The organism is Streptomyces canus (assembly GCF_041435015.1).
In the GTDB taxonomy this organism is placed as follows: domain Bacteria; phylum Actinomycetota; class Actinomycetes; order Streptomycetales; family Streptomycetaceae; genus Streptomyces; species Streptomyces canus_G.
Genome location: NZ_CP107989.1, coordinates 6,340,344 through 6,357,126 on the forward strand (window position 1 = coordinate 6,340,344; position 16,783 = coordinate 6,357,126).

Genomic DNA, 16,783 nt, shown 5'->3' on the forward strand with positions numbered 1-16,783 from the left:
CCCATCTGTGCATGGGCCACCGTCCATTGTCCCGCGCCCATGCAAGAGGGCGGGGCGCCTGCGGCGGTACCAAGGTCTACGGCCCGCGCGATGTTCCCGCTCACGGCCGCCACGCCACCCGGTGCTCCGCCAGCCGTGCGAGTATCGCGTGGTTCGCCTCCCAGCCGTCCGGGCTGTTTCCATCGGCCGCCTCCGGCGGCGTGCCGGACTCCGTCCGGCGAGGGGCGGCGCTGAGCCGGATGCCCGCCGACCAACCGGTGTGTCGATCACGGCCGCCACACCACCCGGTGCTCCGCCAGCCGTGCGAGTATCGCGTGGTTCGCCTCCCAGCCGTCCGGGCTGTTTCCATCGGCCGCCTCCGGCGGCGTGCCGGACTCCGTCCGGCGAGGGGCGGCGCTGAGCCGGATGCCCGCCGACCAACCGGTGTGTCGATCACGGCCGCCACACCACCCGGTGCTCCGCCAGCCGTGCGAGTACCGCGTGGTTCGCCTCCCAGCCGTCCGGAAACTTCACCAGCGTCCCCAGCTGGACCGGTTCCGTCGACGGGTAGTCGTCCAGGAGCTCGCTCACGCCCGCGCGGCACACCACGACGCACGCGTGGCGGTGCCGGGAGGCCAGGACGCACAGGCGGCCCGTCTCCAGGTGGAAGGCGGTGGCGTCGGGGCGGCCGGAGAGGGGGTGGAGGACGACCGTGACGTCGTACTCGCGGCCCTGGAGCCGGTTCGCGGTGTCGACGGTGACGTCCATGACGCCGAGATCGGCGAGCGCCGCGCGGACGGCCGCGGCCTGGTCGCGATGGGCCGTGCCCACGGCGATGCGGTCGGCGGTGAGCGGCGCGGGGTCCGGTGAGCGTTCCGACGTGGCCGCCCCGCCCCGGTCCAGCAGCCGCCGTACGACGGTCGCGACGGCCCGTACCGCCTCGGGGTCCGTGCGCGGAGTGTGCCGCGCGGGCAGCTCCAGCAGGCCCCAGCCGGACTCCGCCGCCGCGTCGATCACCCGGTCGGGGCCCGAGCCGTCCGAGGGGACGCCGAAGGTGAGCCGGCGGTCGCCGTGGTCGGTGCCGCTGCGGAAGGGCGTGTACGGGTAGAAGGCGTCCGAGACCAGGGGCGCGGCCGAGGCGGGCAGCCGCCAGGACACCGGCAGGCGGTGCTGGGGCAGCTCCGGGTTGTGGGCCAGCAGGGTCGTCACCGCCGAGGCCGAGGGGTCGTACGACAGCCCCGCCCACTGCTCGCTGCCCACGATCGCGAACGGGTCCAGCTGCCCCGGGTCGCCCACGAACAGCGCCCGCTCGAACAGCCCCGCCACCGCCAGCAGCGCGTCCGAGCGCATCTGGTACGCCTCGTCCACGATCGCGTGCGCCCACGGCTCGTCGGCCTTCACATGCCCCCACTTGGCGGCCGTGGAGATCACCACGGGCAGCCCGGTCAGATCACCCGCCTTCGCCGACTTCCGTACGTGCGCCAGCGCGTCCAGCGCCTTGTCGTACGGGTCGGCGTCGCTGCTGTGCAGCCGCCCGACCGGCAGTTCGGGGTTCTTCTCGGCGAGCCGCAGGACCAGGTCGTCCACCTGGGCGTTCGTCTGCGCCACGACCATCAGCGAGCGCCCCGCGTCGGCCAGCTCCAGCGCGGCACGGACGACGAGGGTGGACTTGCCGGCGCCGGGCGGGGAGTCGACTACGACACCGCGGTGGGTGCCGTGCAGGGTGTCGTGGAGGATCGCGTCGGTGGCCCGCGCGGCTTCGGCACCGGGGTCGAAGGTCCGGGTGGTCACAGGAGGTCCTCCGGGGTCAGGGGATCGGCGCTCTCCTGCACGCCCTCCCCGGGCGGCCCGCCGTGCGTCCACGGCGTGTCCTCCGGGTCGGGCAGCTTCGCGCCGCCACGCTGCTCGTGCTCGAAGAGCGTGAAGCACACCCGGTCGCCCTTCTCGGGCACGGACCCGGTCTCGGGTTCCTTGCCGCGGCCCATCTTGTCGAGGATCTTGAGGACGACGAGGGCGCCCTCCTCCTCGTACCCCACGAACTCGGCCGACTGCGGTTTCCCGCCCAGCGCGCGGTACACCTTGGCCCGCTCGCCCAGATGCGGCCGGTCGTCGGTCCGTACGGTCACCAGGGGGCGCGGGCTCGGCCGCTTGCCCTCGCTGTACGTCATCACGACGTCCGTGACCTCTCCGGCGAACGCCTCCCCGGCCAGTCGCCGTCCCGCCATCACCAGCGGGTCGTCGAGCGCCTCCTGCGCCTCCAGACGGGCCTGTTCGCGCTCGCGCGCGGCGAGCTTGTTGGCGGCGGTGACCGCGTCGTCGCGGCGCGGCTGCGGGGGCTCGCCCGCCACGACCCGGTCGCGATGGCTCGTGAACGACCAACGGTCGCGCGTCCACCGCTCCTCGGCGTGCGCCCCCTCGGGCAGCGTCCGCAGCAGGTCGATGCCCCGCCACACCGCGTCCCAGGTCGGGCGCGTACGACTGGCGACCAGGGCGCGGATCTCCTGCTCGGCGGCGGTGAGCGCGCCGAGCCGGTCGTCGGCCTCCAGTCCGTCCTCGGCGGCGGCGAGGGCGATACGCGCGCGGTCGTAGCGCAGGAGGGCCGGGGCGAGCAGCTTGTTGTCGAACGCCGGGTCGGTGGCGGGCCCCGCGGGCGGGTGCAGCAGCTGGCCGTGGTCGTCCCGGGCGAGCTCGGCCTCCAGCGCGGCCTCGGCGCCCGAGCGGCCCTGCGGCGGGTCGATCCACGCGAGCAGCGCCCCCAGGTGCTGGTCCTCCAGCGTGGACTGGCCGGTGGACCAGTGCCGGCCCAGTACGTCCGTCATCGCCAGCAGCAGCGAGGAGCCCGGCACCCGGGCCCGCTCCCCGAAGTGGGTCAGCCACCGGCCCAGCAACGGCACCCGGGGCGGGGCCGGATACGGCGTCTCCGGGTCCTGCTCCGCCGTACGCCGGAAACGCATGGAGCGCCCGAGCAGCCGTACGAAATCGACACCCGCGCGGCTCGGCAGGATCAGCTGCGGGGCGTCCGCGCACAGCTCGACCTCGACCTTGACCCGCTTGCCGGTCTCCGGATCGGTCTCGTTGCGCTCGGCGGCCTCCCATGCCCCGGCGTAGCCGTCGACGTACGGCAGTACGACGTCCGCCAGTTCGGCCAGGAACGCGAACCTGAGGTCCCGGTCCCGCGGCTGCGGTACGACCAGGAGGCGCGGCGTGTCCCGGTCGGTGCCCACGAGCGCGCCCAGCGGGGCACCGGCCTCGCCCGCGGTGGTGAGCGGGACGAGGACGAGGGGGTGGTCGGAGAGGTGCCGGTGCAGCACGGTCGCGGCGGGCTGGGCGCGGCCGGTGCTGACGGCTTCGAGGCGGGCGAGGGTGGCGATCAGCGACACGTGGTCACCCCCAGCGCCTCCGCGCGCAGTTCGGCCGCCCTGCGCAGGGCCGCCACCGCCGGATCGTCCGGATCGCCGGCCTCGCCGCGGGCCGCGGCCAGCACCTCCTCGACCGTCGTCAGTCCGCCCAGTTCCGCGCGTACCGAGCGGCCCAGGGAGGTCACCGCGCCGGCCGTGCGGGAGCGGTCCCGGCAGTGGAAGGCCAGTTCGCACGCGGACAGGCATTCGGGGGCGTAGGTCGCCGGGACCGACTCGACCGCCGCGGTCAGTTCGGCGGCGGGCTGGTCGGGGGCGAAGCAGGTGCCGTCGGGCAGGGCGTCCGCGATGTCCTGGATGCGGGTGAGACGGGCCAGCTGGCGGGCGGTGACCGCGCGCTGCTTGCGGATGTCGACGGCAGAGGCGGTGGGCAGGTTGGAGAAGTCCTTGGGGCAGACCAGCAGAACCCGGTGGCGCACCTTCGGAGCCGGTTCCAGTCGGGCGGCGACCTCCTCCAGCGCCAGGACGTACACCGCGGCCTGGCGGGCGGCCGCGCCCACCTTCGACGGGTCCGCCGAACCGTCCAGCATCGGGAAGGACTTGATCTCCACGACCGTCCAGCTGCCGTCCGGGTGCACGACCACCGCGTCCGGCTCCAGGAAGGCGGGGGAGCCGGCGACGTCGAGCGCGAGCATCGGGTGATCGAGCAGCGTCCAGGTGCCCGCCGCCGCTGTGGCCTCACGCAGGGCCAGGGCCGTACGCGCGGTACGGCCCTCGGGGCCGATCGCGGTGAGGTCGGGGACCCGGGCGTCGGCGGGGGGCTGCGCGGTGCGGTCCAGCCGCTCGTGCACCAGCCGCAGCAGCTCCGCGCCGCCGTCCGCCTTGACCTTCGCCTCGAAGGCGTTGCCCCGCGTCAGGGCGAACTGCGACTGCCCGAAGGCGGACGGCGCGCCCAGCGCGCTCGCCACCGCCGTCTTGTTCACCCCGGCGCCGTCGAGGATCGCGCGCCGCTTGCACCCGGGGTTCGCGGCGAGGGCCGCGAGGGCGCGCGCGTCCAGTGCCGTGGCCGGTACCTCGGGCCCGCGCAGCTCAGCGAGCCGCTGCCGGAGCGCCGTCTCCCGCTTCCGCGGGAGAGGTACTCGGCTCGGTTCCGCTTCCGAAGCCTGACTCGCGCTGCCGTGGAATGTGCTCACCCGCGGAAGTCTGGCATCCGTCACTGACAATTGAGGGCTCTGCGTCCCGCGAGACGGCGGTGACGGGAGCCAGCCGCGCCCGGATGGCCGCCGTGGCCCGCTCCGCGGCCCGTGTGACGTACGGGGCGAGCAGGAACCCGGCGCCCATCACGGCCGCGCCCGCGACCGCGTCGAGGAAGTAGTGGTTCGCGGTGCCCATGACCACGATCGTGGTGATCAGCGGGTAGGCGACGGCCGCGACCCTCGTCGTACGCGTCCTGCCGTAGCGCCACAGCATCACGCCGCACCACAGGGCCCAGCCGACATGCAGGCTCGGCATGGCCGCGTACTGGTTCGTCATGCCGCCCATGCCCCGCGGGGCACTCGCCTCGCCGCCCCACCAGCCGTACGAGCTGTACTGGGCCATCGTGTCGACGAAGCCGTGGCTCGCGGAGAGGAGGCGGGGCGGGCAGGTCGGCAGCAGGGTGAAGCCGATCAGCCCCATGAACGTGGACGTCATCAGCCAGGTGCGGGCCGCGCGGTAGTGCAGCGCGCGGGACCGGAAGAGCCAGACCAGGACGGCCGGCGTGACCAGGTAGTGCAGCGAGGCGTACCAGAAGTCGGCCGGTACGCCGATCCAGGTCTGGCTGGTGAACAGCCGGTTGAGCGGATGTTCGGCGTTGAGGTAGAGGAACTTCTCGACCTTGAGGATCGCCAGGCCGTGGTCGACGGCGCCCGTGACATCACCCCTGGCGAGGAGCCGGCCGGCGCTGTAGCAGGCGTACACCAACAGGATCAGGGGCAGCTCGGTCCACCAGCGCAGCCGCGTGTCCGGGACTGCCTCGGTGCCTGGTGTCTCGGTCAGCGGCATCCGATCCTGTCCCCCTTCGTTTCGCGCGGCGTCCGGCGGTCCTCGTCCGGTCGTGCCACTTTACGGCGTATGTGCGGGCCCATGTGGAGTGCCCCCACGCAGCGCCTTCGGCCCTCAAAGACGCTGGGATCGCCCGTCGGGTTGCCCCTGCACAGCGTGCGGGATGATGGAGGGGTTCCGCCTCCGCTTTCCCCCGGAAAGGTCTCTTCATGGCACCGCGCATCCTGCTGGCCCGGCACGGACAGACCGAGTGGTCGCTGTCCGGCAAGCACACCGGCAGGACCGACGTGCCGCTCCTCGAGGAGGGACGGCGGGGCGCCAAGCTGCTCGGAGAGCGGCTGCACCGGGCTCCGCATGACGGTCTCCCCGGGGTGGAGATACGCACGAGCCCGCTGGCACGCGCGCGGGAGACGTGTGAACTCGCCGGGTTCGCGGAGCGGGCGGCCACCTGGGACACGCTCATGGAGTGGGACTACGGCGCGTACGAGGGCATGACCCCGGACGAGATCCAGGCCGTCAGGCCGGGGTGGCTGATCTGGCGGGACGGGGTGCCGGACGGGGAGTCTTTGGCGGAGGTCACCTCGCGTGCGGACGAGGTCGTCGACTGGGCGCGTTCCGCGGACCGGGATGTGCTGGTGTTCGCCCACGGGCACATTCTGCGGTCCATCGGGGCGCGGTGGCTGGGGCTGCCGATCGACTTCGCGGCGCGGGTGCGGCTGAATCCGACGTCCCTTTCGGTGCTGGGCTGGGCTTATGACGAGCCGGCGATCGAGAGCTGGAACGACTTGGGGCATCTGGGTTCGTAGTCGGGTGTCGCCCGGTGGGGGCGACGCGCCCGCAGCCGAACAACCACGCCCTCACGCGGTCCTCGGCGTCGACGCATGGCGTTCCAGAAAGGCCGACACCCCCGAGGCCCGCCGGTGAGGCAGCAGCACCCTCGCCGTTCCCGCCAGCATCGTCTGGATCCGGGACGACTGGACCTCGCCCAGCAGCTCCAGGACCCGCAGCCCCGCCGCCGCACTCTCGTCGGGGTGGCCGCCGCGGGCCAGGTCGTCGGCCAGTTCGGCCGTGTACAGCGCGATGTTGCGGGTGAAGTGCGGATCCTGGAGATCCGCCGCCCGGCCCGCGTGCCGGGCGGCCCGGCGCCAGTCGCCCAGCGTCGACCAGCACTGCGCCTCCAGACCCTCCAGCTCGGCCTCGCCGTAGAAACTCATCCACTCGGGGTCGGCGTCCGAGAGGCCTCGTTCGAAGAAGGCCTGCGCGCGGGCGAGTGCCTGCTCGCACCCCGTGCGGTCGGCGAGTCCCGCCCAGCCGCCCGCCTCGCGCAGCGCGAGCAGCGACATCAGCCGGGGCGAGCCCAGGGACCGGGCGACCCGCTGCGCGGCCTGCGCGGCCCGCACCGCCTCACGCGGCCGTCCCGCGTCGCGCGCGAGGAAGGCGGTGTTGCAGAAGGCATGCGCCTCGAGGGCGTCGTCACCGGTCACGCGGGCCGTCGCGAGCGCCTCGGCGTAGTGCGAACGGGCGTCGTCGAAGCGTCCCGAGTCGTGCGCCAGCCAGCCCACCGAGATGGCGAGTTCGCCCGCACCCGAGTGCAGCCGGTCCGCGGTCGTCTGCCGGGTCGCACCGGCGTCCAGCAGTGCATAGGCGGCGCGCAGGGGAGCCGCCGCGCGCCGGTACAGGCCGTCCGCGCCGTGCCGGTCGTCGAGCAACCGGATCCTGCGCACGGCCTCTTCCAGGGCACCCGCCTCGCCCGTCCCGGCGCGGCGGACCGGCCGTCCGGCGGCCGTGGCGTCGACGGCGAGCCCGAGGGGGCCCAGTGAGGCGGCGGCCACCGTGGCGCCCCCGCCGGTCATGAATGCGCGACGCAGCACGTCGCTCTCCTCGTAGTCGTCGTACGTCTCGTCAGGGTCTTGCGTGTCTTGCGGGTCATACGGCTCGTACGTCCCCTCTGTCTCACCCGCCGGACGCGCCCGGCGTCCGCGTACGGAGGCGCGGGGCGCGAAGCCCAGGTCGGTGAGCGTGCGGCCGGGGAACATGTGCAGGAACACCCGTTCGTACGCGTAGTTGGGGCAGCGGATCTCGCCCGCCTCGACGCGGCCCACATAGCGCGCGTCGCAGCTGACCCGCTCGCCGATCTCGCGCGCGGCCCGTCGAACCGCCGCGGCGAACTCGGCCGGCGAGCGCTGTCCGCGCAGGCGCCGGAACGCGAGGTTCGGCCGCGGTGGGGTGGGGGACTGGGACGAGGTCACCAATGACGACGCCATGGCCGGGTCCTCTCGTGCGAACCGTCGAACCATGCCGGAGGTGGGCGAGTTGACTGGTTTGTCAGTGTGACGCCCTGTTTCCGGCGGGCAAGAACGTACCTGCTGTGTCCGGGTCGCCATGCGGGGTTTGGCTACAAACCGGATATCTCATCCGGGATCTGCCATGAACTGCCATCCTTTGCGGCGGACTTCTGCCGTAGCCGTTGACACGGGCGCGCGTTGAAATCCTCGGAGTCGGACGAGGGTTCCTTGATGGAGGCCGCGATGGAGATCAGCCAGAGCGTCGATCCTTGTACGCCGGTGTCCTGTGACGTGGTCACGGTGCCGACGCGACACGGCCTGGAGGCCGTCGACATCCTGCGGCGGGGGGTGGGGGACGGGGTCGGTCCGGTGCTGCATGACGACGGCGGCCAGACATTGGGATTCCTGGTGCCGCCGGGGACCGCGGCAGGTTGGGACATGCCGGGGAGCACGTGCACGGAGACGGACGGCCGGGGTCTGCGGCTGGCTCCGGAGCCTCCGGTGGCGGGATCGGACTGGCTGCTGCCACCGGGAGACGCCGACCTGGCGACGGACCCGGCGGTGCTGCGGGCAGCACTGGGCGAGGCGGCGAGACTCATCGAGGCCGCGGACAATTGCCAGTGAGTTCGCCGGTCTGCGGGGGCCCCACCGGCCCGCAGACGCGTGACCACCCGCTGCCGCGGATAATGGCGGTGTGGGAAAGTCCAGAAGGTCCGCCGAAGCCGTCGTAGAGCCAGTGGACGGCGGCCTCGCCGAGCTCATCCCCGATCGAGAGCGCACACACGCGTGGACGCTGCTCATCGACGGCGCCCCGCAGTCCCACGTCGATCTGGACGACCCGACGTACCTCTCCTTCGAATACCAGCGCCGCCTCGGCCACGTCATCGACCTCGTCGCGCCGCCCGGCAGGCCCGTGCACGCCGTGCACCTCGGGGGAGGCGCCTTCACCCTCGCGCGGTATCTCGCCGCCACCCGCCCCCGCTCCACCCAGCAGGTCGTCGAGCGGGATGCCGCTCTGGTCCAACTGGTCCGGCGAAAGCTCCCGTTGGAGCAGAACGCGCGCATACGGGTGCGGTCCGTCGACGCGCGCGAGGGCCTCGCCAAGGTGGCCGACGGGTGGGCCGACCTCGTGATCGCCGATGTGTTCAGCGGAGCCAGGACCCCGGCCCACCTCACCTCCACCGAGTTCCTCGACGAGGTCCGCCGGACCCTCAGGCCGGGCGGGTACTACGCCGCCAACCTCGCCGACGGACCGCCGCTCGCCCATCTCCGCGGCCAGATCGCCACCGCCGCCGCCCGCTTCCCCCAACTCGCCCTCGCGGCCGACCCGACGGTCCTGCGCGGCAAACGCTTCGGCAACGCCGTCCTGGTCGCCTCCGACACCCCCCTGCCGGTCGCGGAACTGACCCGCCGCGCCGCCTCCGACCCGCACCCCGGCCGCGTCGAACACGGCAAGGCGCTCCTCGACTTCACCGGAGGCGCCGCGGCCGTGACGGACGCCGGAGCGGTGGCCTCGCCCGCCCCGCCGGCCTCCGTCTTCAGATGACCCGGTGACTCAGTACGTACCGATCTCCACCCGCGGCGGCCCGTCGTGCCAGGTGCAGAACACCGACACCCGGTCCGTGCCCGAGGTGAACTCCACCCGGATCCACGACTCCGTCTTCCACACCTGCATCGACCAGCCCGTGCCCGGCGTCGCGGACACCAGGGCCGCGGACTTCTCGCCGAGGTCGAAGACCGCGCGGCCGCCGTCGGTGTCGTAGCTCCTGACCTGACCGGAAGCCGTGGGGGAAGGGCTGTTGGAGGGCGTCGGGCCGGCGGACGTGACCCTCGGCGTCGGTGACGGGCTCCTCGACGGGGTCGGCCGCTTCGGGCTCGGTGAGGCCAGCGGCTTCGACTCCTGTGTCGTCGCCTCGGCCGCCGTGATGGGCAGGGCGCGCGGCGGATCGTAGGCCGTGCCCGCCATGACCGTGTGGACGCCCCACCACGACAGCGTGACCGCCGCGCCCGTGGCGAGCGTCCAAGCCAGTACGTGTACGAGTCCGTTGCGCATCGCGGGCCATACTGCCTCAGGCACCTCACGGAGCGCACCCGGACCGAGTTGTCCACAGGCGCCGGAAAGAGGCCCCCCGCATGGCGTACGGTGCCGCGCATGGCAAGTGTGCTCGTGGTCGAGGACGACCAGTTCGTTCGCTCGGCGCTCATCCGGCACCTGACCGACGCGGCACACACCGTGCGCAGTGTCGGCACGGCACTGGAGGCGCTGCGCGAGGTCGCCCATTTCCGTTTCGACGTGGTCGTCCTGGACCTCGGACTGCCCGATCTGGACGGGTCCGAGGCCCTGAAGATGCTGCGCGGGATCACCGACGTCCCGGTCATCATCGCCACCGCGCGGGACGACGAGACGGAGATCATCCGACTGCTGAACGCCGGTGCGGACGACTACCTCACCAAGCCCTTCTCGGTCGAGCACCTCTCCGCCCGCATGGCCGCCGTCCTGCGACGGTCCCGTGCCGCCGGAGGTGACGGACCGCCGGAGACCGTGCTGCGCGTCGGCGGCCTGAGCGTCGACCCGCTGCGCCGCCAGGCCGAGCTGGACGGCGTCCGACTCGACCTCACCCGCCGCGAGTTCGACCTGCTCGCCTTCCTGGCCGCCCGCCCCGGGGTGGTCGTGCCCCGCAAGGAACTCCTCGCGGAGGTCTGGCAGCAGTCCTACGGCGACGACCAGACGATCGACGTCCATCTGTCGTGGCTCAGGCGCAAGTTGGGGGAGACGGCCGCGCAGCCCCGCTATCTGCACACCCTGCGGGGCGTCGGCGTGAAGCTGGAACCACCGGGCGGGGGGCTGCCGCTGTGAGATGGGCTCTGGTCAAGGTCTGCCTGGCGGTCACCACCATGGTCGTGGTCGCCTTCGCCATCCCGCTCGGCCTCGTCGTCAGGGAGATGGCCCGGGACCGCGCGTTCTCCAACGCCGAGCGGCAGGCCGCCGCCGTCGCCCCGGCGCTGTCCATCACCACCGACCGCGACCAGCTGGAGCGGGTCGTCGCCTCCGCGGGCTCGGACTCCGGGATGGCCGTTCACATACCAGCCGACAGCGACGGGAAGAGCGGTCGGAAGGCCGTCGACATCGGACGGCAGCGGGCCGCCGCCGCCGACATCGCGACCGTGCGGAAACTGGGCCGCGCCTCCACCACCGAGGTGCCCGGCGGCTCCACCCTGCTCCAGCCGGTCGCGCTCAGCTCCGGCGAGATAGCCGTCGTCGAGGTGTACGTCCCCGAGTCCGAGGTGAGCAACGGCGTCGCGACCGCCTGGGCGGTGCTCGCGGGCGTCGGCATCGCGCTCGTCGTCGGCTCGGTCGCGGTCGCCGACCGGCTCGGCGTCCGGATGGTGCAGCCCGCCCAGAAACTCGTCGAGGGCGCCCATGAACTGGGGGAGGGGAAGCTGGGGTCGAGGGTGCCGGAGGAGGGGCCGACCGAACTGCGGCTGGCGGCGGTCGCGTTCAACTCCATGGCCGACCAGGTCGTACAACTGCTGGCGAACGAGCGGGAGCTGGCCGCCGATCTGTCCCACCGGCTGCGCACCCCGCTGACCGTGCTGCGGCTCAACGCGGCCTCGCTCGGGGACGGGCCCGCCGCGGAGCAGACCCGGGCCGCCGTCGCGCAGCTGGAGCGCGAGGTCGACACCATCATCCGCACCGCGCGGGAGGCCAAGCCGCAGACGGCGGCCGCCGGGCCCGGCGCCGGGTGCGACGCGGCCGAGGTGGTCCGGGAGCGGATGGGGTTCTGGTCCGCGCTCGCGGAGGACGAGGGCCGCAAGTGGCGGGTGGCCGGCACCGAGCGGCCGGTGCGCATACCCGTGGCCCGGCCGGATCTCGCCGCCGCGCTGGACGCCCTGCTCGGCAACGTCTTCCGGCACACCCCGGAGGGCACCGCCTTCGCCGTCGACGTGCACAACGGCGAGGACGCCGTGATCGTGCTCGTCTCCGACGCGGGGCTCGGCATTCGCGACCCCGAGGCCGCGATGGCGCGCGGGCGGGGATCGGGCAGCGCCGGGTCGACCGGGCTCGGGCTCGACATCGTGCGTCGGCTCGCCGAGGCGACCGGCGGGGACGTACGGATCGGGTCGTCGGTGCTGGGCGGCACCGAGGTGCGGATCTGGATCCAGCTGGACGGACGGGAACCGGTGCGCCGGGGACACCGGGTGCGCCGGCGCCGAACGGGCAGATTGGTCTCGACCTTTAACCGACCCCGATCCCTTCCTTAAGGGCGCCCTAAGATCCTCAACCCCCGTCCTGATCAGGCCATTTGCCCGATTCCGGCTCGCTAGCGTGCCGCGTCATGAGCATGCATCGGCGCAAGGTGAGTGGCAGGAACAGGCTGATCGGCGGGGCGGTGGCCGCCGCCGTGGTCGGGGGCGGCGCGGTCCTCGTCACCGGAACCGCCCAGGCGGCCGGGGTCGGCGTCGCGTACACCAGGACCAGTGACTGGTCGACGGGTTACTCCGCGCAGTACGTCGTCACCAACAACAGCGGTGCGGTGGACAAGGACTGGAAGCTGGAGTTCGACCTGCCGAGCGGATCCACGCTCGGTTCCCTGTGGAACGGGGAGTCCGGTGTGAGCGGGCGGCACGTCACGGTGAAGCCGCCTCGCTGGGACACCGACGGTCTGGCCGCCGGTGAGTCGGTCACGGTCGGGTTCGTGGTCAACGGCACGGGCGCTCCCACCGGCTGTCGCATGGACGACGCCGACTGCGCCACCGACGGCAACGACACCCCCACACCCGCACCCACGGCCACCCCCACGCCCACTCCCACCTCCACCGCTTCCCCCACCGGGAGCGCCGGCTTCGCCCCCTACGTCGACACCTCCCTCTACCCCGCCTTCGACCTCCTCGCGAGCGCCGCGTCCACCGGCGTCAAGAACTACAACCTCGCCTTCGTCACCGACGGCGGTGGCTGCACCCCCAAGTGGGGCGGGGTCACCGACCTGGCGAGCGACGCCGTGGCCCAGCAGATCGGCGCGCTGCGGGCGAAGGGCGGGGACGTCCGGGTCTCCTTCGGCGGCGCCTCCGGCTCCGAGCTGGCCACGACCTGCTCCTCGGCGGACACGCTGGCGGCGGCGTACGGGAAGGCCGTGGACGCGTACGGCCTCACCAAGGTCGACTTCGACGTGGAGGGTGGCGCGCTGCCGAACACGGCCGCGAACACCCGGCGGGCGCAGGCGATCGCGAAGCTCCAGTCGCGACACCCCGGACTGGACGTCTCCTACACGCTCCCGGTCATGCCCGAGGGCCTCACCCAGGACGGGGTGGACCTGCTCGCGAACGCCAAGTCGAACGGCGTCGAGATCGACACCGTCAACATCATGGCGATGGACTACGGGCCCTCGTACAGCGGAGACATGGGCACCTACGCCGAGCAGGCCGCCACCGCCACCCAGGCACAGGTCAAGGGCGTTCTCGGGCTGTCCGACAGCGCGGCCTGGAAGGCCGTCGGTGTGACGCCGATGATCGGGGTCAACGACGTGGCCTCGGAGATCTTCAAGGTCGACGACGCCTCCCAGCTGGTGACCTTCGCCAAGGCGAAGGGCCTGGGCGGGCTGTCGATGTGGTCCGCCACCCGGGACAAGCAGTGCCCCGGGGGCGCGAAGCCCTCGGCCGACGCGACCTGCAGCTCGATCGTCCAGGACGCGTTCGCCTTCTCGAAGGCCTTCTCCGCCTACAACTGAACCCGTCGCCCACGAGGCTCCTGTGTCACCGGTAGGCAGGGATGTCGGTCACGTTTCGACAAATCGGGTCGATAGCTATTGACGCATGACCTGACATACCGCTGTCATTGCGCCACCGTGTTCGGTCAAGTTGATTTCTGGTTGATTACGACCGGTCTCCAAACCCTCCATGATCGAACCCCTGCCTTCAGGAGCCGTACATGCGTGACCTCTCGTCTTCCCTCCCCTCGCCCAGCCGCCGCGGTCTGCTCAAGGGCATGGGCGGCGCCGCCCTGCTCGGAGCCGGCATACCCCTGCTGTCCGCCTGCGGCAGCAGCGACAGCGGTTCGGACTCCAAGACCGTCACGCTGGGGTCGAACCAGTCGGACGCCGTGCCGAAGAAGGCGTACGGGGAGATCTACACGGCGTTCACGAAGCAGTCGAAGCTCACGGTCAAGGTCAACACGAAGGACCACAACACCTTCCAGGAGCAGATCAACTCCTACCTCCAGGGCACGCCGGACGACGTGTTCAACTGGTTCGCCGGGTACCGCATGCAGTTCTTCGCGGCCAAGGGGCTGGCCTCCCCGATCGACGACGTGTGGGAGAAGATCGGCGACAACTTCCCCGACGCGATGAAGAAGCTCAGCAAGGGCGCGGACGGCAAGTACTACTTCGTGCCGCTGGTCACGTACCCGTGGGCGATCTTCTACCGCAAGAGCGTCTTCGCGCAGCACGGCTACGAGGTGCCCACCACCTGGGACGCCTTCATCGCCCTCTGCAAGCAGATGAAGAAGGACGGCCTGGTCCCGATCGCGTTCGGTGACAAGGACGCCTGGCCGGCGATGGGCACCTTCGACCAGCTCAACTTCCGCACCAACGGCTACGACTTCCACGTCGACCTGATGGCGGGCAAGGCCTCCTGGACCGACGCCAAGGTCAAGACCGTCTTCGACCACTGGGCCGAGATACTGCCCTACCACCAGGACGGCTTCATGGGCCGCACCTGGCAGGACGCGGCGCAGACCCTGGTGGCCAAGAAGGCCGGCATGTACGTGCTGGGCACCTTCGTGGCGCAGCAGTTCACCAACAAGGCCGACCTGGACGACCTCGACTTCTTCGCCTTCCCGGAGATCAACTCCGCGTACGGGCAGGACACCGTCGAGGCGCCGGCCGACGGCTTCATGGTGAGCAAGTCGCCGAAGAACAAGGCGGGCGTCACCAAGCTCATGGAGTACCTGGGCACGCCGGAGGCCGAGCAGATCTACCTCAAGTCCGACACCAGCGTGGTGGCCGCCTCCAACAAGGCCGACACCTCCTCGTACACGCCGCTGCAGAAGAAGGCGTACGAGATGATCACCGGCGCCAAGAGCCTGACCCAGTTCATGGACCGTGACTCGCGTCCCGACTTCACCTCGACGGTGATGCAGCCCTCGCTCCAGAAGTTCCTGCAGAACCCCAAGGGGATCGACAGTCTGCTCTCCTCGATCGAGCGCCAGAAGAAGACGATCTTCGCGTCCGGCTGAGCTGAGCGACTCAATGACTACCGACACGAACATGAAGAGCCCGGAGGCGGCCGCCGTGCCGCCTTCGGGCCCTGCCCCTGTCAAGAAGCGGGTCCCGCGGGGGCGCAAGCGCCTGCTGACCCGCCGTGACCGCATCACGCTCGGCTTCATGGCCGGCGTGCCCACGGTCCTGCACGTGGCCCTGGTCTGGGTCACCGCCCTCGCCTCGATCGCCCTGGCCTTCACCAGCTGGGACGGCATCGGCTTCGACTCCATCAAGTGGGTCGGGCTGGACAACTTCAAGCAGCTGTTCAGCGACAACCCGCAGTTCTGGCCGGCCGTCGAGCACAACGTCATCTGGTTCGTCGTGCTCATCCTGATCCCGACGCCGTTCGGCCTGTTCCTGGCCGTGCAGCTGGACAAACAGATCCGTTTCTCCCGGGTCTACCAGACCGCGTTCTTCCTGCCGGTCGTGGTCTCCCTCGCGGTCACCGGGTTCGTGTGGCAGCTGGTCTACAACCCGGACACCGGCCTGATCAACAGCCTGATCGGGGCCAACAAGCCCGGCCACTACATCGACTGGATCGGCGATCCGCACCTGAACCTGTGGGCGGTGCTGATCGCCGCGTCCTGGCGGCACACCGGCTACATGATGATCCTCTACCTGGCCGGCCTCAAGGGCGTGGACCCCTCGCTGCGGGAGGCGTCCTCGCTGGACGGCGCGAACGAGTGGCAGACGTTCAAGAACGTCATCTTCCCCACCCTGCGCCCCACCAACACGGTCGTTCTGGTCGTCACCATCATCGAGGCACTGCGCGCCTTCGACCTGGTCTTCGTCTTCAACAAGGGCGCCCAGGGCACCGAGCTGCTGTCGATCCTGATCACCAACAACATCATCGGCGAGTCCAGCCGGATCGGTTACGGCTCGGCGATCGCGGTGGTCCTGCTGGTCATCTCCCTCGTCGTGATCATCCCGTACCTGATCTCGACCTTCCGCAAGGAGCGCAGCGCATGAGCACCCCCACCGTCGCGCTCGGCGCCAAGCAGCGCACGCCCCTGCGCCCGGCCCGGATCCTGCTCCACGTGTTCCTGGCCGGCACCGCACTGGCCTGGCTCGCCCCGCTGCTGTGGGCGGTCTTCGCGGCCCTGCGCCCCTACAGCGAGACCAGCACCAAGGGCTACGTCTCCTGGCCCGACACCCTCAACTTCGACAACTTCAAGAACGCCTTCACGCAGTCCGACATGCTGCACTACTTCGGCAACACGCTGATCATCGCGGTCCCGGCCGTGCTGGTCACCCTGCTGCTGTCGTCGATGGTCGCGTTCTACGTCTCCCGCTTCGACTTCCGGCTGAACATCTTCCTGCTGCTGGTCTTCACCGCCGGCAACCTGCTGCCGCAGCAGGTCATCATCACCCCGCTGTACCGCATGTACCTGCTCATCGACCTGCCCGGCATCACCATGAGCGGCAAGCTGTACGACTCCGCCCTCGGCCTGGTCCTGATCCATGTGGCGTTCCAGTCCGGGTTCTGCGCCTTCGTCCTGTCCAACTACATGCGCATGCTGCCCCACGAGCTCACCGAGGCCGCCCTCGTCGACGGTGCCTCCGTGTGGCGGATGTACTGGCAGATCGTGCTGCCGCTGTGCAAGCCCGCGATGGCTGCCCTGGGCACCCTGCTGTCCATCTGGATCTACAACGACTTCTTCTGGGCCATCGTGCTGATCTCCACCGGCGAGAACATGCCCATCACCTCGGCCCTGAACAACCTCTCCGGCCAGTACTTCACCGACCCCAACCTGGTCGCCGCGGGCGCCCTGCTCACCGCGATCCCCACCCTGATCGTGTACTTCGTGCTCCAGCGCCAGTTCGTCAGCGGACTGACCCTCGGCGCCAACAAGGGCTGACCGCC

15 protein-coding genes are annotated in these 16,783 nt (G+C 71.3%); 9 read left to right on the plus strand and 6 right to left on the minus strand.

The window, feature by feature from the left end; genetic code table 11:
- Positions 1–432: 432 nt before the first annotated feature.
- The 4 genes from OG841_RS29110 to OG841_RS29125 are packed head-to-tail and all read right to left on the minus strand — an operon-like array spanning position 433 to position 5,378.
- Positions 433–1,770 carry an AAA domain-containing protein gene (locus OG841_RS29110; protein ID WP_328638823.1) on the minus strand — a complete coding sequence of 446 codons (1,338 nt, stop codon included), beginning with the start codon at positions 1,768–1,770 and terminating at the stop codon, positions 433–435.
- Positions 1,767–3,359 (minus strand): hypothetical protein, encoded by a 1,593-nt coding sequence (locus tag OG841_RS29115; RefSeq protein ID WP_371567101.1) that lies wholly within the window; start codon positions 3,357–3,359, stop codon positions 1,767–1,769. Before OG841_RS29115 ends, OG841_RS29110 begins: the two co-directional genes overlap by 4 nt.
- On the minus strand, positions 3,350–4,528 hold the full coding sequence (locus OG841_RS29120) for a hypothetical protein (protein WP_365114986.1): 1,179 nt from the start codon (positions 4,526–4,528) through the stop codon (positions 3,350–3,352). Before OG841_RS29120 ends, OG841_RS29115 begins: the two co-directional genes overlap by 10 nt.
- Positions 4,425–5,378, minus strand: coding sequence for a phosphatase PAP2 family protein (locus OG841_RS29125; RefSeq protein WP_328638820.1), 954 nt, complete (start codon positions 5,376–5,378; stop codon positions 4,425–4,427). The genes OG841_RS29120 and OG841_RS29125 overlap by 104 nt, the downstream gene beginning before the upstream one ends.
- A 209-nt stretch (positions 5,379–5,587) precedes the next feature.
- Here OG841_RS29125 and OG841_RS29130 point away from each other — a divergent pair, with 209 nt between their 5' ends.
- Entirely contained in the window at positions 5,588–6,184 is a 597-nt protein-coding gene (locus OG841_RS29130) for a histidine phosphatase family protein (RefSeq protein WP_328638819.1), read from the plus strand.
- A 51-nt stretch (positions 6,185–6,235) separates the two neighbouring features.
- On the opposite strand, the gene OG841_RS29135 is transcribed toward OG841_RS29130, so the two are convergent.
- Positions 6,236–7,642, minus strand: coding sequence for a tetratricopeptide repeat protein (locus OG841_RS29135; RefSeq protein ID WP_328638818.1), 1,407 nt, complete (start codon positions 7,640–7,642; stop codon positions 6,236–6,238).
- A gap of 264 nt (positions 7,643–7,906) precedes the next feature.
- Here OG841_RS29135 and OG841_RS29140 point away from each other — a divergent pair, with 264 nt between their 5' ends.
- Together OG841_RS29140 and OG841_RS29145 are read left to right on the plus strand one after the other, a co-directional pair.
- Positions 7,907–8,287 carry a hypothetical protein gene (locus tag OG841_RS29140; RefSeq protein ID WP_306980854.1) on the plus strand — a complete coding sequence of 127 codons (381 nt, stop codon included), beginning with the start codon at positions 7,907–7,909 and terminating at the stop codon, positions 8,285–8,287.
- A gap of 70 nt (positions 8,288–8,357) precedes the next feature.
- Positions 8,358–9,209 (plus strand): spermidine synthase, encoded by an 852-nt coding sequence (locus tag OG841_RS29145; protein WP_328638817.1) that lies wholly within the window; start codon positions 8,358–8,360, stop codon positions 9,207–9,209.
- 9 nt (positions 9,210–9,218) lie between these two features.
- Here OG841_RS29145 and OG841_RS29150 read toward each other — a convergent pair whose 3' ends face one another.
- Positions 9,219–9,716, minus strand: coding sequence for a hypothetical protein (locus OG841_RS29150; protein ID WP_328643547.1), 498 nt, complete (start codon positions 9,714–9,716; stop codon positions 9,219–9,221).
- 99 nt (positions 9,717–9,815) lie between these two features.
- Between OG841_RS29150 and OG841_RS29155 the strand changes: the two genes are divergently transcribed.
- From OG841_RS29155 to OG841_RS29180, 6 genes are all read left to right on the plus strand, one after another.
- A complete protein-coding gene (locus OG841_RS29155; RefSeq protein WP_371567107.1) occupies positions 9,816–10,520 on the plus strand; it encodes a response regulator transcription factor in 705 nt (234 codons plus the stop codon).
- Positions 10,517–11,926 carry a sensor histidine kinase gene (locus tag OG841_RS29160; RefSeq protein ID WP_371567109.1) on the plus strand — a complete coding sequence of 470 codons (1,410 nt, stop codon included), beginning with the start codon at positions 10,517–10,519 and terminating at the stop codon, positions 11,924–11,926. The genes OG841_RS29155 and OG841_RS29160 overlap by 4 nt, the downstream gene beginning before the upstream one ends.
- Positions 11,927–12,000: 74 nt before the next feature.
- Positions 12,001–13,389: a glycoside hydrolase family 18 protein gene (locus OG841_RS29165; protein ID WP_371567111.1), complete on the plus strand. Its 1,389-nt coding sequence runs from the start codon at positions 12,001–12,003 to the stop codon at positions 13,387–13,389.
- Between the two features lie 200 nt (positions 13,390–13,589).
- Positions 13,590–14,894 carry an ABC transporter substrate-binding protein gene (locus OG841_RS29170; protein WP_328638813.1) on the plus strand — a complete coding sequence of 435 codons (1,305 nt, stop codon included), beginning with the start codon at positions 13,590–13,592 and terminating at the stop codon, positions 14,892–14,894.
- 13 nt (positions 14,895–14,907) lie between these two features.
- Positions 14,908–15,888: a carbohydrate ABC transporter permease gene (locus tag OG841_RS29175; protein WP_328638812.1), complete on the plus strand. Its 981-nt coding sequence runs from the start codon at positions 14,908–14,910 to the stop codon at positions 15,886–15,888.
- Positions 15,885–16,778 carry a carbohydrate ABC transporter permease gene (locus OG841_RS29180; RefSeq protein ID WP_328638811.1) on the plus strand — a complete coding sequence of 298 codons (894 nt, stop codon included), beginning with the start codon at positions 15,885–15,887 and terminating at the stop codon, positions 16,776–16,778. Before OG841_RS29175 ends, OG841_RS29180 begins: the two co-directional genes overlap by 4 nt.
- The last annotated feature ends 5 nt before the right edge of the window (positions 16,779–16,783 follow it).

What these genes read in the sequence shown, in the direction of transcription:
- OG841_RS29125 (WP_328638820.1), bottom strand. Translation starts at nt 5,378, where the DNA reads ATGCCGCTGACCGAGACACCAGGCACCGAGGCAGTCCCGGACACGCGG.
- OG841_RS29130 (WP_328638819.1), top strand. Translation starts at nt 5,588, where the DNA reads ATGGCACCGCGCATCCTGCTGGCCCGGCACGGACAGACCGAGTGGTCG.
- OG841_RS29135 (WP_328638818.1), bottom strand. Translation starts at nt 7,642, where the DNA reads ATGGCGTCGTCATTGGTGACCTCGTCCCAGTCCCCCACCCCACCGCGG.
- OG841_RS29140 (WP_306980854.1), top strand. Translation starts at nt 7,907, where the DNA reads ATGGAGATCAGCCAGAGCGTCGATCCTTGTACGCCGGTGTCCTGTGAC.
- OG841_RS29150 (WP_328643547.1), bottom strand. Translation starts at nt 9,716, where the DNA reads ATGCGCAACGGACTCGTACACGTACTGGCTTGGACGCTCGCCACGGGC.
- OG841_RS29155 (WP_371567107.1), top strand. Translation starts at nt 9,816, where the DNA reads ATGGCAAGTGTGCTCGTGGTCGAGGACGACCAGTTCGTTCGCTCGGCG.
- OG841_RS29165 (WP_371567111.1), top strand. Translation starts at nt 12,001, where the DNA reads ATGAGCATGCATCGGCGCAAGGTGAGTGGCAGGAACAGGCTGATCGGC.
- OG841_RS29170 (WP_328638813.1), top strand. Translation starts at nt 13,590, where the DNA reads ATGCGTGACCTCTCGTCTTCCCTCCCCTCGCCCAGCCGCCGCGGTCTG.
- OG841_RS29175 (WP_328638812.1), top strand. Translation starts at nt 14,908, where the DNA reads ATGACTACCGACACGAACATGAAGAGCCCGGAGGCGGCCGCCGTGCCG.
- OG841_RS29180 (WP_328638811.1), top strand. Translation starts at nt 15,885, where the DNA reads ATGAGCACCCCCACCGTCGCGCTCGGCGCCAAGCAGCGCACGCCCCTG.